At 56.0% G+C, this 16,755-nt stretch carries 12 protein-coding genes; 3 read left to right on the forward strand and 9 right to left on the reverse strand.

What is annotated here, in order from left to right:
* Window positions 1-8 precede the first annotated feature (8 nt).
* Complete coding sequence (locus tag HV832_RS12345; RefSeq protein ID WP_176804144.1) at window positions 9-3,206, forward strand: efflux RND transporter permease subunit; 3,198 nt, start codon at window positions 9-11, stop codon at window positions 3,204-3,206.
* 1 nt (window position 3,207) lies between these two features.
* Window positions 3,208-4,707, forward strand: a complete 1,500-nt coding sequence (locus HV832_RS12350; RefSeq protein ID WP_223827271.1) for an efflux transporter outer membrane subunit — start codon at window positions 3,208-3,210, stop codon at window positions 4,705-4,707.
* 134 nt (window positions 4,708-4,841) lie between these two features.
* Here HV832_RS12350 and HV832_RS12355 read toward each other — a convergent pair whose 3' ends face one another.
* The 7 genes from HV832_RS12355 to HV832_RS12385 form a co-directional block, all read right to left on the reverse strand.
* The gene (locus HV832_RS12355; protein ID WP_176804145.1) at window positions 4,842-5,618 is read right to left on the reverse strand and encodes an enoyl-CoA hydratase; all 777 of its coding nucleotides are present in this window, start codon (window positions 5,616-5,618) and stop codon (window positions 4,842-4,844) included.
* 14 nt (window positions 5,619-5,632) lie between these two features.
* On the reverse strand, window positions 5,633-6,517 hold the full coding sequence (locus HV832_RS12360; RefSeq protein ID WP_176804146.1) for an alpha/beta hydrolase family protein: 885 nt from the start codon (window positions 6,515-6,517) through the stop codon (window positions 5,633-5,635).
* Window positions 6,518-6,603: 86 nt separating this feature from the next.
* Entirely contained in the window at window positions 6,604-7,800 is a 1,197-nt protein-coding gene (locus tag HV832_RS12365; protein ID WP_176804147.1) for an acetyl-CoA C-acyltransferase, read from the reverse strand.
* 14 nt (window positions 7,801-7,814) lie between these two features.
* Window positions 7,815-10,202, reverse strand: coding sequence for a 3-hydroxyacyl-CoA dehydrogenase/enoyl-CoA hydratase family protein (locus HV832_RS12370; RefSeq protein WP_176804148.1), 2,388 nt, complete (start codon window positions 10,200-10,202; stop codon window positions 7,815-7,817).
* 211 nt (window positions 10,203-10,413) lie between these two features.
* Window positions 10,414-12,204 carry an acyl-CoA dehydrogenase C-terminal domain-containing protein gene (locus HV832_RS12375; RefSeq protein WP_176804149.1) on the reverse strand — a complete coding sequence of 597 codons (1,791 nt, stop codon included), beginning with the start codon at window positions 12,202-12,204 and terminating at the stop codon, window positions 10,414-10,416.
* 105 nt (window positions 12,205-12,309) lie between these two features.
* Window positions 12,310-12,912 (reverse strand): TetR/AcrR family transcriptional regulator, encoded by a 603-nt coding sequence (locus HV832_RS12380; protein ID WP_176804307.1) that lies wholly within the window; start codon window positions 12,910-12,912, stop codon window positions 12,310-12,312.
* A gap of 307 nt (window positions 12,913-13,219) precedes the next feature.
* Entirely contained in the window at window positions 13,220-13,597 is a 378-nt protein-coding gene (locus tag HV832_RS12385; RefSeq protein WP_176804150.1) for an RNA-binding S4 domain-containing protein, read from the reverse strand.
* Between the two features lie 263 nt (window positions 13,598-13,860).
* Here HV832_RS12385 and HV832_RS12390 point away from each other — a divergent pair, with 263 nt between their 5' ends.
* Window positions 13,861-14,490, forward strand: coding sequence for a TetR/AcrR family transcriptional regulator (locus HV832_RS12390; protein ID WP_176804151.1), 630 nt, complete (start codon window positions 13,861-13,863; stop codon window positions 14,488-14,490).
* A 284-nt stretch (window positions 14,491-14,774) separates the two neighbouring features.
* On the opposite strand, the gene HV832_RS12395 is transcribed toward HV832_RS12390, so the two are convergent.
* Window positions 14,775-15,593, reverse strand: a complete 819-nt coding sequence (locus HV832_RS12395; RefSeq protein ID WP_176804152.1) for a DUF429 domain-containing protein — start codon at window positions 15,591-15,593, stop codon at window positions 14,775-14,777.
* Complete coding sequence (gene clsB, locus HV832_RS12400) at window positions 15,590-16,753, reverse strand: cardiolipin synthase ClsB (RefSeq protein ID WP_176804153.1); 1,164 nt, start codon at window positions 16,751-16,753, stop codon at window positions 15,590-15,592. The genes HV832_RS12395 and clsB overlap by 4 nt, the downstream gene beginning before the upstream one ends.
* Window positions 16,754-16,755 lie beyond the last annotated feature (2 nt).

The raw sequence follows: 16,755 nt of genomic DNA on the forward strand, positions 1-16,755 counted from the left end.
GATTGATCGTGCTCAGAAGTCTGATTACCTTTGCGCTGTCGCGCCGCCCCATTATTCTGCTCGGCCTGCTGGTGTTTTTCGTCGCCGGCCTGATTGCCTATTCCAGACTGAATATCGAAGCCTATCCGAATCCTGCGCCGGTGATTCTGGAAATCACCGCCCAGTCGCCGGGCCAGTCAGCAGAAGAAATGGAGCGTTTATATACCCGCCCGATGGAAATCGGCCTGGCCACCACGCCGGGCGTCGATAACATCCGCTCAACCTCGTTCTACGGCTTGTCTTTCGTCCGTGTGACATTCAAATACGGCGTCGATTACTACTTCGCCTATACGCAGGCGGCGCTCAGTCTGCAGCAGAATGTCAGCCTGCCCAACAATGTGCAGCCGCAGATTCAGGCGTCCAGCCTGGTCGGCGAAATTCTGCGCTATCAACTGGTTGGTGACAGCCACACGACGCTGACCGATCTGCGCGCCGCACAGGACTGGGTGTTGACGAAACGCCTGCTGACCGTGCCTGGCGTGCAGCAGGTGATTACCTGGGGCGGCACGACCAGGGAATACGAAGTCGAGGCGAATCTGAAAAAACTGGAAGGCTACAACATCACGCTGCCGCAATTGATTGCAGCGGTCGGGAATGCCAATTCCAATGTCGGCGGGCGCACCGTCAATATCGGCCAGCAATCGGTGAATATCCGCGGCGTCGGCCTGCTGAAGGATACGCAGGATATCGGCAACATCGTGCTGTCGCAATCGAACGGTACGCCGGTGCTGGTGAAGGATGTCGCCGAAGTGAAAATCGGCGCTGTACCGCGTCTCGGCAAAGCCGGGCGCGACGATCAGAACGATGTGGTGACCGGCATTGTGGTGATGAACCGCACGCTGCAAACCAATGAAGTGATCGGCCGTCTCAAATCGGAAGTGGAAAAAATCAATGCCAGCGGCATCCTGCCGCCCGGCATCAAAATGGTACCGTTCTACGACCGCTCCACGCTCGTGAACGTCACTACGCATACCGTGCTGCATAACCTGCTGTTCGGTTGTGCGCTGGTGTTTCTGATACAGTGGATTTTCCTCGGCGATCTGCGCAGCGCCGTCATTGTCAGCGCGAACATTCCGATTGCGCTGTTCTTCAGCATCATCATCCTGGTGCTGCTGGGCGACTCCGCCAACCTGCTCTCGGTCGGTGCGGTGGACTTCGGCATCATTGTCGATTCTGCGGTGATTCTGGTGGAAAACGTGTTCCGCAACTTCCAGAAAACCCGGCACGAACAGGAGGAAATACTGGAGCTGCAGGATGAAGGCATTCTGCATCACCACGTCAACAGCAAGTCCAAAAAACCGTGGAGCCACCGCATGCGCCTGCTGTTCCTGAGCGCCGTGCAGGTTGACCGCGCCGTGCTGTTTTCATCGGCGATCACCGTGGCGGCGTTCATTCCGCTGTTCACCATGCAGGGTGTCGAAGGACAGATTTTTAATCCCATGGCGCGTACCTATGCCTACGCGCTGACCGGCGCCCTGCTGGCGACCTTTACCGTCACGCCGGTGCTGGCTTCGCTGCTGCTGCCGCGTCATATCAAGGAAACGGAAACCTTCGTCGTCCATGCCATCCGCCGTCTGTATTCGCCAGTGCTGCGCTGGGCGCTGGAAAACCGCCGTCTGACAGTGATGTTCGGCTTTGGCTTCCTGCTGCTGGCCGGCTTGCTGGTGCCGCGCATCGGCACCGAATTCCTGCCTGCGCTGGAAGAAGGCAATCTGTGGATACGCGCCACCATGCCGGCGACTATTTCGCTGGAATCCGGCATGGATAAAGTGAACCGGATGCGCCAGATTCTCAACAAGCATAAGGAAGTACTGACGGTGGTATCGCAACACGGCCGCCCGGATGACGGCAGCGATGCGTCCGGCTTCTACAATGCCGAACTGTTTGTACCGCTGAAGCCTTTCGACGAATGGCAGAGCGGGTATACCAAGGATATGCTGGTGAGCGATCTGCAAAAGGAATTCAGTGCCGAATTCCCCGGCATCGAATTCAACTTCTCGCAGTATATTCAGGACAATATCGAAGAAGGTTTGTCGGGCGTGAAAGGCGCCAACTCGGTGAAGATCATCGGCCCCGACCTGAAAGTACTGGAAAAACTGGCCGATCAGGTGCTGCATGAAATGAATCAGGTCAAGGGCGTGGAAGACCTCGGCGTATTCCGCGTGCTCGGCCAGCCTAACTTCAACATCGTGGTGGATCGCGCCAAAGCAGCCCGCTACGGACTGAATGCCGGCGACATCAACAACGTGGTGCAGGCGGCTGCAGGCGGTTCACAGGCCACGGCCCTGCAGGAAAACGACCGCCAGTTCGGTGTCACCGTCCGCCTGCGCCAACAAGACAGATCCAGTCTCGATGCGATTCGCCATATCAAGGTGGGCTATGCCACCGCGAGTGGAGCGACGGCGTATATTCCGCTCAGCGAGCTGGCCAGCATTTCGCTCGATACCGGCGCTTCGTACATTTTCCATGAAAGGAATGAACGCTTCATTCCGGTGAAATTCAGCGTGCGTGGCCGCGATCTCGGCAGCACCATTCAGGAAGCGCAGCGCCGCGTGACGGAACACGTAATTCTGCCGAACGGCTATCACATCGACTGGGCCGGTGAATTTGAAGAAATGCAGCAAGCCAAGCAGCGTCTGGTGGTGGTGCTACCGATCGCCATCTTCGCTATCCTGATCCTGCTTTACACCCTGTTCAATTCACTGCGCGACAGTTTGCTGACGCTGGCGGCGATTCCATTCTCGATTGCCGGCGGCATCATTGCGCTGTATCTCTCCGGGCTGCATCTGAGCGTATCGGCGGCGATCGGTTTCGTATCGCTGTTCGGCGTATCGGTGATGAACGGTATTCTGGTGATCACCTATTTCAATCATCTGATCGTGGAAGGTAAAGCACCGCTGGAAGCCATGCGCGAAGCCGCCGAACAAAGGATGCGCCCGATGCTGATGACCGCGTTTTCCGCCTGCATAGGCTTGCTGCCTGCCGCGATTTCGACCGGCATCGGCAGCCAGGTGCAGCGCCCGTTGGCGGTGGTCGTGGTGGGCGGTATGCTGCTCGGCCCTATCATGCTGCTGGTGGTTGCACCGGCTTTGCAAGTCATGGTGATGGGCTGGTCCCGTAAAGAATCTGAAATGACTTTCCGTAATGCCGATCAGACAGGTAAATAAGATGAAGTCTATTTTTTATACAATGCCCTCCAAGGCTGCGTTGCCGGCGCTGCTGGCAGCGCTGCTCGGCGGCTGCGCCGTCGGCCCCGACTTTCAACGCCCGGCAACACCACAAACCAGCAGCTACACGACGCGCGCTGTCACGCAGACCGGTGAAGCCGGTTCGGCAGAGGCTCCGCAGCAACAACTGATTGCCAGCAAAACCATCGACGCGCAATGGTGGACCGCATTCGGTTCAGAAACGATCAACCAACTGGTGGCCGCCGCCTTCAGCCATAACCCCGGCATAGACGGCGCGCGCGCCGCATTGCGTCAGGCCAGGGAAACCGCCGAAGCGCAGCGCAGCAGCTATTTCCCGACCTTGCAAGCCAGCTATTCGCCGAGCAAGCAAAGGAATGCTGTCGGCACGATATCGCCGACGCTGACCACCGGCGACCCGGTGTATACCCTGCACACCGCCCAGCTGAACATCAGTTTTGTACCCGACGTGTTCGGTCTGAACCGGCGCACGGTGGAGTCGCTCACGGCACAGCAAGAAGTGCAGCAATTCCAGCTGGAAGCCACCTATCTGACGCTGGCCTCGAACGTGGTCAGCAATGCGATTCAACTGGCGCTGGTGCGTGCGCAGATTCAGGCCAATCAGGAGATCATCCGCGCTGCTGAAAGCGCGCTGGAAGGCACGCGTCGTCAGGCGGCCGCCGGCTTTGCCAGCGCGCTCGATATCGCCGCGCAGGAAACCGCGCTGGCGCAGGCGAAACTGGCCCTGCCGCCGCTGCAGAAGCAGCTCGATCAGACGCGCGATCTGCTGGCCGTATTGACCGGTGTAACGCCGGCTGAAATGCAGCCGCTGCAGATCGATCTGGCAGATCTGAAGCTGCCGGCGGAACTGCCGGTCAGCCTGCCATCGCAGCTGATAGAACAACGTCCCGATATCCGCGCAGCGGAAGCCAGCGTACATGCCGCCAGCGCTCAGGTCGGCGTGGCGCTGGCCAATCGGCTGCCGCAGTTTTCGCTGAGTGCAACCGACGGCGGCACCGCCACCGTTTTCAGCAGCATGTTCGCTTCCGGTAACCAGTTCTGGTCGGTCACCGGCAACGCGACGCAAACGCTGTTCGATTTCGGCAATCTGAAACACAAGCAGAATGCCGCCGAAGCCGCGCTGGATCAGGCCGCAGCCCAGTACAAAACCACCGTACTGAGCGCCTTCCAGAACGTCGCCGATACGCTGTATGCACTCGATGCCGACAGCAAGGCCGTCAGCGTGGCCGCCTCGGCCGAAAGCATCGCCGCCAAAAACCTGAAGCTGACGCGCGAACAATTCCGGCTCGGCGCCATTCCCATCGCACCGGTGTTAATCGCAGAACAGGCATGGCAGCAATCACGCCTCAGCCTGCTGCAAAATCAGGCCGCGCGCTACAGCGACAGCGTCGCCCTGTTCCAGGCACTGGGCGGCGGATGGTGGAACCGGCCTGAGCTGGCAAATGCGGATCCGCGCAAATAATAGCCTTGTCTATTTCTGACATCTGCAGAAAAACAAAAAGCCGCATTCAGGCGGCTTTTTGTTTTCACGGCAAATATGCAGCTTGCAGGGCGTGTTTTCCGGACAGACAGGGATGCAATGCCAATCTTGTAGACTCAGTGAAACTGGCTGAAATCCGGTTTGCGTTTCTGGAAAAATGCCATAAACGCCTCTTTCGCTTCCGGGGCATTCAGCATGACGGAAAAATGCTGATTTTCTTCCAGCATTTTATCGCTGACCGCGGCAGGCCGGTTAGCCTTCATCAGACGCTTGGTGACACGGATAGAAGCGGCGGGTAAAGTCACCAGCTTGGTAGCAACCTGCTGGGCATACGGCAGCAATTCATCGAGCGGTAGCACCTTGTTGACGAAGCCCATGTCGTAGGCTTCCTGCGCACTGAAGGCTTCACCCAGCATCAGTTTCTCAGCAGCGCGCTGGTAGCCGACGATCTGCTGGAAAATCATGCTGGAGGCGAATTCCGGACACAGTCCAAGTTGCGTGAACGGCATCGACAATCTGGCGTTATCCGCCAGATAGATCAGATCGCAGTGCATCAGCAGCGTGGTGCCGATACCGACCGCCGCGCCGGACACAGCGGCAATCACCGGTTTTTCGGCTTCATTCAGGGCGCGCATGAACTGGTATACCGGAGGCACCGCGTCGGGATTCGCCAGTCCGCCGGCATTTTTCATAAAGTCTTCCAGATCGTTACCGGCTGTAAAAATTTCCGGCTTCCCGGTCAGCAGAATCGCTCGTACGGCCGTGTCGTTTTCAGCAGCACGCAGTGCATCGGCCATCGCCTGGTACATCGCCTGGGTAATCGCGTTTTTCTTTTCCGGACGATTGAAGCTGATCGTCAGAATGCCGTTTTCTTTGTGAGTCAGAATATCCATGATGTTGTTGTCTCTTATTGTGAGATTGAAGCCTGTGCCGGGGTGGCCGACAGCCATTGTAAAGCCTGTTGCCAGAGGCTGTCGCGGAACTCGCTGCGGAAAAAGCCGAAGTGCCCTATCCGTTCAGCATCGACATCCTGCGGCCGGATATAACGTCGTTCGACGCGAGCATGGCGGAAATAATCGTGCAGGCTGTCGATATTTTTCCGTCCCATCATCTCGTCGTCAGTAAAGCTCATGCACAGCACCGGAGCTCGCATCTGATGATGATAGGTTTGCATTGCCTGGCCTGACTGATCGACGAAATAACGGTGATCGCGGCACCAGCGCGCCCACTGATAAATCACGCCCTTCGGCAGGTTACCGACCTTACGCAGCTTCTTTCCGGGGAAATAACCGCAAATCGATGTGTAAAACGGTACCAGAAAATACCATAAAAGCCAGACGTGACGCTTGAGTTGCGGTGCGTTATCACGCCAGTAGCCGGTACCGCAACCGATCGTCAGCAGGCCGTCGATCAGGTGATTATCCGGCGTCAGGCCTGCCAGCTGGCCGCCCAGCGAATGACCGACCACCAGCAACGGTACATCCGGTTGCCAGGCTCGTGCAGCCAGCAATGCAGCGTTGTAGTCGAGTTCGGCCCAGTCATTCAGTGTCGCGTTAAATCCACGCAGGGATTGCTGATATTCGGCAGGGAGCGACTCGCCCATACCACGGTAATCGAAACTCAGTACCGCCATGCCGTGTTCGCACAGGAATTGCGCAAACGGGGCATAGAATTGCTGCTTGACGCCCATTGCCGCCGGAATCAGCACCACGGCGGTTGCCGCTGTTGCAGGGGTATATCGTTTAGCGGTCAGTATTTTCTGATCTGTCGTCAGAATCTGTATGGTCTCCATCTCGCCTCCTAAAAAAAACCGCACAAATCAGATTTGTGCGGTTTTGCCGGATACCTGCTGAATATCGGTTGAACCTGATTAATTAATCAGCAGCGTTCGAAGATACCTGCTGCGCCCATACCGGTACCCACACACATCGTGACCATACCGTATTTCAGGTTGTTACGATGCAGTGCGTGAATCGTGGTTGCAGAACGGATCGCACCGGTTGCTCCCAGTGGATGGCCGAGTGCAATCGCACCGCCCATCGGATTCACTTTGGCCGGATCGAGACCGAGGTCCTGCACCACTGCCAGCGATTGTGCTGCAAACGCTTCATTCAGCTCGAACCAGTCGATCTGATCTTGTGTAATGCCAGCGGCACGGCAGGCAGCCGGAATCGCTTCTTTCGGGCCGATACCCATGATTTCCGGTGGTACGCCACGCACTGCAAAGGATGCGAAACGTGCCAGCGGTGTCAGGTTGAACTGCTTCAGGATTTTTTCGCTGACGATCAGCAGTGCGCCGGCGCCGTCAGAAGTCTGGGAGCTGTTACCCGCAGTAACGCTGCCTTTGGCGGCGAATACCGGCTTCAGTTTTGCCAGACCTTCCAGCGTGGTGTCAGGACGCGCGCCTTCATCGCGTGTCACGGTACGGGTTTTCAGTTCGATTTCGCCGGTTGCCAGATTCGGCACACGGTCGATAATATCGACAGAAGTTGTCTCTGCATCGAAGTAGCCAGCGTTCTGAGCAGCGATAGCACGCTGGTGAGACTGCAGCGCAAATGCATCCTGCGCTTCACGCGACACTTTCCATTGCTGTGCGACTTTTTCTGCAGTCAGACCCATGCCGTATGCCATGCCGACGTTTTCATCTTTCAGAATCGCCATGTTCATCGATGGATTATTGCCCATCATCGGCACCATGGACATCGATTCAACACCCGCAGCAATCATCACGTCAGCTTGACCAACACGGATACGGTCAGCAGCCATCGCGACCGCGGTGATGCCGGAAGCACAGTAACGGTTGATTGTCACGCCACCGATGGTGTTCGGCAGGCCGGCCAGCAATACGCCCATCCGCGCCAGATTCAGGCCCTGTGCACCTTCCGGGAAGGAGCAGCCGACAATCGCGTCTTCTACCAGTTTCGGATCCAGGTTAGGCACTTGTGCCATTGCCGATTGCAATACGCGCACCAGCAGATCGTCCGGACGGGTGTTACGGAACATACCGCGGCCAGATTTACCGATCGGGGTACGGGTAGCAGAGACGATGTATGCGTCTTGAAGTTGTTTAGTCATGTTATGTACTCCGATTAGTTACGTACTGGTTTGCCAGTTTGCATCATGCCCATGATACGTTCCTGTGTTTTTGGATGATTCAGCAATTCCATAAACGCCTTACGTTCCATGTCGAGCAACCATTGTTCGCTGACCAGGCTGCCATTGTCGATGTCGCCACCGCAAACGACCTCTGCAATCATCTTGCCAAGCTTATAATCATGCGCAGAGATAAAGCCGCCGTCGCGCATATTGATCAGTTGTGCGGCGATGGTAGCAATGCCGTGACGGCCAGTGACCGGCACCAGTTTCTTCATCGGCGCGCGATAACCGGCGTCGAACATGGCACGTGCTTCGACCTTCGCCACATGCAGCAGCTCATAAGGGTTAAACACAATCACATCGCTGTCGGACAGGTAACCCATTTTCTTCGCTTCCAGCGCCGATTTGGATACCGCTGCTGTCGCTGCATTGGTGAAATAGTTTTTCAGGAATTGCAGCAAGTCGGTGCCTTTGGCATCCGCTGCCGCACGTACTGCTGCTTCTTTCAGACCACCGCCACCAGGAACCAGACCGACACCGACTTCGACCAGACCGATATAAGATTCGATCGATGCCACGCGTTTTGCAGCATGCATCATCAATTCACAACCGCCGCCCAGCGCCAGACCGGAAACCGCTGCCACCACCGGAATGTTGGCGTACTTCAATGCCTGATGGGCATTTTGCAGACGGGAGATCGCAGGCTCAATCGCCTTGATACCGCCGGACATGAACAACGGCAGCATCGCCTGCAAGTCGGCACCGGCAGAGAAGGCGCCACCATCGGCTGCGTCGGCACTCCAGATCACCAGACCTTTGAAGTTTTTCTCAGCCTCGGCAATCGCTTTTTCCATACCTTCGATGACGCCTGGGCCAATCACATGCATCTTGGTTTTCATCGAAAGGATCAGTACGTCGTCATTCTGGTGCCAGATACGGACGGAATCATCTTCGAAGAAAGTCGTGCCGGCATTCGCACCGGTCGCAGCGCCGGTACCGAGTACCGGTGCGCGGAATGCCTGACGGTCATACACAGCCAGTTTGGAACGCGGTACATAAGTGCTACTTGCTGGCGACCAGGAACCTTCAGAGCTATGCACGCCAGTACGGCCGTCGAATACCCAGGCTGGCAGAGGTGCGTTGCACAGCGCCTTGCCGGCATCGATATCTTCCTTGACCCAGCCAGCTACTTCCTGCCAGCCGGATGCCTGCCATGTTTCGAACGGGCCGACATTCCAGCCGAAACCCCAGCGCATTGCAAAGTCGATGTCGCGAGCATTGTCAGCAATCGTTGCGCCGTGTACAGCGATGTAGTGGAAAGCATCACGGAAAATCGCCCACAGGAACTGCGCCTGTACATTGGTCGATTCACGCAAAGTTTTCATTTTCTTGACCGGATCTTTTTCTTTCAGCATGCGGGCAACAACGTCGTCTGCTTTCGCGCCGCCAGTCACGTACTGTGCTGTCGCGAAGTCCAGACGCTGAATATCTTTACCCACTTTTTTGTAGAAGCCAGCACCGGTTTTGGAACCGAGCGCACCGGCAGCCACCAGCTTGGCCAGCACTTCCGGTGTTTTGTAGACCTCGAAGAAAGGATCATCTGCCAGATTATCCTGCATGGTCTTGATCACATGACCCATGGTATCCAGACCAACCACGTCAGCAGTACGGAAAGTACCGGACGATGCACGACCCAGCTTTTTGCCTGTCAGATCATCGACGACGTCGACAGTCAGACCAAATTTTTCTGCTTCATAAATCGTTGCCAGCATACCGAAAATGCCCACGCGGTTTGCGATGAAGTTCGGTGTGTCTTTGGCACGGACGACGCCTTTACCCAACGTGGTTGTCAGGAAACCTTCGAGCTGGTCGATGATTTCGGCACGGGTAGACACAGTAGGAATCAGTTCCACCAGATGCATATAGCGTGGTGGGTTGAAGAAGTGCACGCCGCAGAAACGTGCTTTCAGTTCAGTATCAAAGCCTTCGGACAAAGCAGTGATCGACAGACCGGATGTGTTCGATGCAAAGATCGCGTTTGGCGCGATGTGTGGTGCGACCTTTTTGTACAGGTCGTGTTTCCAGTCCATGCGTTCAGCGATCGCTTCAATGATCAGATCGCAACCGGCGAGTACGTCGAGGTTGTCTTCGTAGTTGGCGACTTCGATCAGGGCGGCATCGTCTTTGTTGCCCAGCGGTGCCGGATTGAGTTTCTTCAGGTTTTCAATCGCACGCAGCACGATACCGTTTTTCGGGCCCTCTTTGGCGGGCAGGTCAAACAGAACGACGGGCACTTTGGCATTCACGCAATGTGCGGCGATCTGCGCACCCATCACGCCAGCGCCGAGAACAGCGACTTTTTTAACGATGAAATTGGTCATTTTTAACCTCGGTTAAATTCGTAAAACAACGAAAAGCAAATTATCTTTGGACTCCCGCTTTCTTCCGCTGAATGCAAGAAAACGGAATGCGGTGACGACCCGGTGCTGCCGGCACCATTCTGCTACGCAAGAACTTCAATCTGATGACATCGGTTCCGTGCCGTCACCCTGATTCTGCGCCCCTCCCTCACAGGAAGAGCGCCTGCCAACTTCAGAACAAATCTGCTTCGAGCGACAACAGGTTGGCAGAGCCGGAACGTGCCTGGCGGATCAGCATGGCTGTTTCAGGATACAAACGGGCGAAATAGAAACGGATAGTTGCCAGCTTTGCCTTGTAGAAAGTGTCGCCGGAGGCTTCTTTTTCCAGTGCGATTTTTGCCATCTGGGCGAAGAAGTAGCTGTACACCATGTGGCCGACCACGCGCAGGTAAGGAACAGCGGCAGCCCCGACTTCATCCGGATTCTGGAAGGCTTTCATGCCGATTTCCATTGTGAGTTTGGTGACCTTGTCGCCCAATTCTGCCAGCGGCGTCACGAATTCAGCCATTGCTTCGTTCGTGCCGTTCGCCTCGACAAACGCCTGTACTTTAGCGCCGAATTTACGCAGCTTGGCGCCGTTGTCCATCAGGATCTTACGACCCAGCAAATCGAGCGACTGTACGGTGTTGGTGCCTTCGTAGATCATGTTGATGCGGGCGTCGCGCACATATTGTTCCATACCCCATTCAGCGATGAAACCGTGGCCGCCATACACTTGCAGGCACTCGGAAGTCGCTGTCCATGCGTTGTCGGTGATGAAGGCTTTGATGACCGGCGTCAGCAACGCGACTTCATCGGCACAGTCTTTACGAATTTCTTCGTCAGGATGATTCAGTTCTTTGTCGAGCAGCAACGCAACGTAAGAGCAGAATGCGCGCGCACCTTCCGCATAGGCTTTCGCGGTCAGCAACATACGGCGCACGTCAGCGTGCACAATGATCGGGTCAGCTGGTTTGTCCAGCGCTTTCGGGCCGGACAGGCTGCGCATCTGGATGCGATCTTTCGCATACACCAGCGCGTTCTGGTAAGCGACTTCAGTCAGACCCAGACCTTGCATGCCAACGCCCAGTCGTGCTGCATTCATGAACACGAACATCGCGTTCAGCCCTTTGTGCGGACCGCCGATCAGCCAGCCGGTTGCGCCGTCCAGATTCATCTGGCAGGTGGAGTTGGCGTGGATACCCATTTTTTCTTCGATCGCACCGCAGAAAATCGGGTTGCGCGCACCATTGGAGCCATCGGCGTTCGGCAGGAATTTCGGTACGATAAACAGGGAAATGCCTTTCGAGCCTTCCGGTGCGCCTGGCAGACGTGCCAGCACCAGATGGACGATGTTTTTGGACATATCGTGTTCGCCAGCAGAGATGAAAATCTTGGCGCCGGTAATTTTGTAGGTGCCATCTGCCTGTGGTTCTGCTTTGGAACGCAGCAGACCCAGATCGGTACCGCAGTGTGGTTCGGTCAGGCACATGGTGCCGGTCCATTCTCCGGAAATCAGTTTAGGCAGGTACAGCGCTTTCTGTTCTGCTGTGCCGTGTTCATGGATACACTCGTAAGCGCCGTGCGACAGACCTGGATACATGGACCATGCCTGATTCGCCGAATTCAGCATTTCGTAGAAAGAATTGTTGACGACCAGTGGCAAGCCCTGACCACCGTATTCCGGGTCGCAGGACAATGCCGGCCAGCCAGCAGTAATGTACTGCTCATAGGCTTCTTTAAAGCCTTTTGGCGTGGTGACAGTGTGAGTTGCTTTGTCGTGATGACAGCCTTCGCGATCACCGGAATGATTCAGCGGGAACAGCACTTCAGATGTGAATTTGCCGCCTTCTTCCAAAATCTGGTTGATGATGTCAGCATCGACTTCAGCGTGCGCTGGCAGCTGTTTGAGCTCGGACTCCACATTCAATAATTCGTGCAACACAAACTGCATATCACGCAATGGAGCGATATATTGACCCATAATTTTCTCCTGACGGCAAAGTTGGAACTGTAGATTGAAAGACTAAAAAATTTTTATACTGCTTGACTGGATAAAACCTGATGCACTGTGCTGCGCCCGCCCCTGTCAGACGGATGCGGCGACCGGTGCGTAATATTCGATCATTCGCTCAAAGCCGGCCTGGGCTCTATCCACACTGCCCGGCTTACGCAGGAATCTGGCATCGTGGTGCAAGGCGAGTATCAGGCCGTACATTTCATACACAATCTGGTCGGGATCAACATCGGCACGCAAATGCCCCAGCTGTATCGCCTGAGTGGCCGCCCGGTGCAGGGCGCCCTGCCACGCGCGCACCATGCCGACCAGCTCATCGCGGATCGGGCCGGGGCGGTCGTCGTATTCCGCCGCACCACTGATATAAATGCAGCCGGACGCAATTTCCACCGTCACGCGCTTGATCCACAACGCATACATCGATTGCAAACGCGGCAGGCCGCGCTCTTCTTTCATGCTCGGGTAGAACACTTCCTGTTCGAAGTGATGGTGATACAGTTTCAGCACTTCGATCTGCAAATCCTCGCGTGAGCCAAAATGGGCAAACACGCCGGATTTACTCATGTTCATCTTGTCGGCCAGCAGGCCGATCGTCAGACCTTCGATACCATCCCGGCTGGCGGCGTCGAGCGCTACATCCAGAATGGCAGCACGGGTCAATTCTCCCTTACGCATGAATTTCGATGTCATATTCATATTGTGTTGTTTATGTTGAAATATTTCACTATCACACTCATGATGCAAATCAGTGAATTAATCGAACGCTCGTACTATTATGCACAGCGCATGAAAAGTCAAACCGGAATCCGCCTTTAGAGGAGAGTATCTATTATGTTTCCTCCTCAGGCACGGCATTCCGGTCTGCACCTGAATTTCCCGGCACGACGGCACGTGACAGTTTGCCGCCTGGTTACTGGTCTTGATATTGAATAAGCGTCTCCTGTGTGATTGTGCCGCACAAGCATCTGCTGCGGGCAGCACGTCAGCCCCTCGCCAGATCGATTTGCCGGCGATCACGCTTGGTCGGGCGCCCCTGCATGGCTGCTGCAGGTTCACGGAAATATTTTCTGTCTTCTGCTGCCTGAGTCCGTTTTGCCAGACTGTCAGGCGTTTCCTGGTACATGGTCTGCGCCACAGCAGCCGGACCACGCATGTCAAGAATGCGTAACACCCTGATCTGCCATTGCTGCTCTCCCTGCTGCACTTCAATCAGATCACCGGCTTTGACGTTGTGCGCCGGTTTCACGCGCTGACCATTCTGCTGCACCCGTCCCAGTTCGACAGCATGGGTGGCGAGACTGCGGGTTTTGAAAAAACGGGCAGCCCAAAGCCATTTATCAATACGGGTGGTATCGCTCATGTATTTCTCATTCATATTGCGGGAAAACGGTTGCCGGCGGCACGCCGCATCAGACTGCAGATCGCCTGATCAGGATTATTCCGTACGTCCATTCTATTTTGATGCAATGTATTGCAGCCCGCAGGCAAATACAAGGCATTTATGCTACGAAAGCGGGATCTGCACCGGACATCCCATGTTGCGGCGCGCATAGACAGTTTTACGAACGATCGTACAATTCAGTCAAGTAAGTTGCCGCATACGCGCGGAGCGGAGAACCGGTCATGAGTTCAGTGGAAGATCTAAACGGAAGAAAGCGCGCGATCCTGATTGCGGCAGAGAAATGCTTCGCCGCGCAGAGCTACGAAGGCGTGTCGATCCGCGATATTGCACACGAAGCAGCGGTGCCGATCGCGCTGGTCGGCTATTATTTCGGCGCTAAAAATGCGCTGTACCATGCGATTTTTGAATACCACAGCAGTTATCTGGGCAACCGCCTGAACCAACTACGGGATGCGCGGCGGCGGCATACCGGCGGAAATATGCTCGATGCCGTCATCGCCGCGTTTGTGCTGCCCACGCTGGAGCTGAATCAGCATCCCGAGGGCCAGTATTTCTGCCGTGTGGTGATGCGCGGCGCGATTGACCAGCACGAAGCCAGCGAGCGCGTGGCCAGAGATTTTTACGAGCCGATGGCGCGGGAATGCATTGCGGCATTACGCGACGCTCTGCCGCATGCCAGCAACGACAGCATCCGCTGGAGCTATCAGTTTATGTTGGGCGCCTTGCTCCATCACGTGGTCGATACCCGCCTGTCGCATCTGGATGAACACGAAGCCCCGTTGCAGCACGCCACTCCGTACCTGCTACGCTTCATCAGTTACGGCATCCGCGCTGCCACAACAGAACAATAAACCGCTTTAATCCGGATAATCCTGCCTATACGAAGTGAATACAGCACTACACTCGTCAGCGACAAAGCAATGTCTCTGTGTCAGCAGGATCAATTCAATATACTCCCCCTGATTTTTAATAAAAACGTCCTGTCGTCCTGGAATTTACTGGAGATTACAATATACTCCCCTGGAGTATATTTCATTACTCAGGTGATCTCACTTCTGATGTGGCAACCGGCAGTTGCAAGAGGTATCTGCACGGAACAAGCAGGGTGCAGGTGATCTACCCGACATCGGTCTCTTCAGACGGGTATCAGCACATCGCAGCCTGCAATCCAGCCTTCGAGCGGGTCAAACAGCGGCATGCCAAACTGCTGCTCCCGGCGCTGCCACGACCATGCAGCGAGCATCTGGCACAACACAGCATCGAGCAAATCGGCGCTGCCATCTTCGATCAGCGACTCCCTGACGGCAGAGCAGTTGACGCGGATACGCCAGGGCGTCGCACCGGCTTCCAGCGCAGCGACGATCTGCCTCCGGGCATCGCGTCTGGCAATGGTGTGCTTGGCAGGGTCATCGCTTTTGTAAGAATTTTTTGTCACACTGCGCGCCACCATGCCGGGATAAGCCTCGACAGCAATGCGCTGCGGATCGCCGGTCACCATCCCCGGAATGCTGACGCCAGCCTGCAGCAACCGGGGCGCACCGGCATGCAGCATGTAAGCAACCGGCGGATTGACCCATTTCATCGAAGGCGATGATCCGGCAGGCCGGTCGGTCTGGCGATGGGCAAATTTCTGCCCGGCAGGACGGGCATCGCAAAACGCCTTGCACTGCGCCCGCAGTTCGGCACGCGGCACAGTCTGCAGATGCCGCATCAGCTCCGCCCATTGCAAAGGCCACGCCAGAGTCTGCACCAGTTCACGCGGTAGCGAAAACGGCAGGTCAAAACCGGCCAGCCACGGGCCATCCTGCTGCAGCCATTGTTCAAAACTGCCGAAATCCGTCAACCGATACAATTCCTGTACCTGCAAAACCTCTTGTTTCCAGATGCCGCTGGCAATCGTGATGGCTTTCCTGCGCGACGGTGCCGATGTGAAATCTACGCCAAACAGCTTCATCCGTAATTCCCCAGCGTCGCAATCCGCATCACACCGCGGTACAGCAGGTAGGCCAGTCCATACCAGGCGCGCTGATACCAGGGATGATGCTGATAAGCGGCAATATCCACCTCGACGCCATCGGCAATCCCCTGCTCCAGCTCGGCAGTCAGCAAACGGTTAAACTGCGGATCGCGGATCACGATATTGGCTTCGTGGTTCACAAACAGACTCAGGCCGTCAAAATTGCTGGAACCGACTGTTGCCCAGTCGTCATCAATCACCGCCACTTTGGCATGCAGCTGGGTTTTGCGGTATTCAATAATCCGCACTCCCTTGCTCAGCAGTTTCGGGTAATAGGAATGGGCGACCGCATCCTGCAGCGCAAACTGTTCGACCCCGATCAGCAAAATCACCTCCACCCCGCGGCCAGCTGCTGAAATCAGGGCACGGCGAAACTTACGACCCGGTGCAAAATACGGCGTGACCAGAACCGCGCGCCGGTGCGCATTGCCCAGTGCGTGCAGATAAGCCTTCTGTATCGTTGCCCGGTTGCGCAGATTGTCCCGCACGACCAGCGCTGCCCGGCTGCGCGGTGTGCTGGCAACCCGGGCATCCGCCCGCAGATCGCGCATCAGATCGATGCGGGAACGCAGCTTCAGACTACCGATGCGCAACCATTGCGCCTCGGCTTCCAGATGAATATGGGTCACCAGCGGACCATGAATCCGGACCGCAAAATCCCAACGCGGAAAAGGTAATGCCTGTTTTTTTCCGTCATCCGACACATAATCGCCAATGATATTGAGTCCGCCCAGCAATGCAGATTGCTGATCGGTGACGCAGATTTTGCGGTGCGTGCGGGCCAGCCCGCGCCGGAACCAGGGATTGAAACAACGGCATTCCACGCCATGCGCAATCAACTGCCACATCAGCTTCACTGCCAGATCGCGGCCGCTGCCCAGCCAGTCAATCACCACCCTGACCACCACCCCGCGCCGCGCCGCGCCGATCAAGGCATCACGGATTTGCGCAGCAACGGCATCATCCGAAAAAATATAGGTTTCCAGATACACTTCATGCCGGGCATGACTGATCGCTGCCAGCAATGCCGAAAAATACTCGCCGCCGCAGTGCAGTAAATGTACCTGATTGCCGTCGATGTATTCAATTTTCCGCATGA

Source organism: Cognatundibacterium oligocarboniphilum, assembly GCF_013377855.1.
GTDB lineage: Bacteria > Pseudomonadota > Gammaproteobacteria > Burkholderiales > Burkholderiaceae_D > Undibacterium > Undibacterium oligocarboniphilum.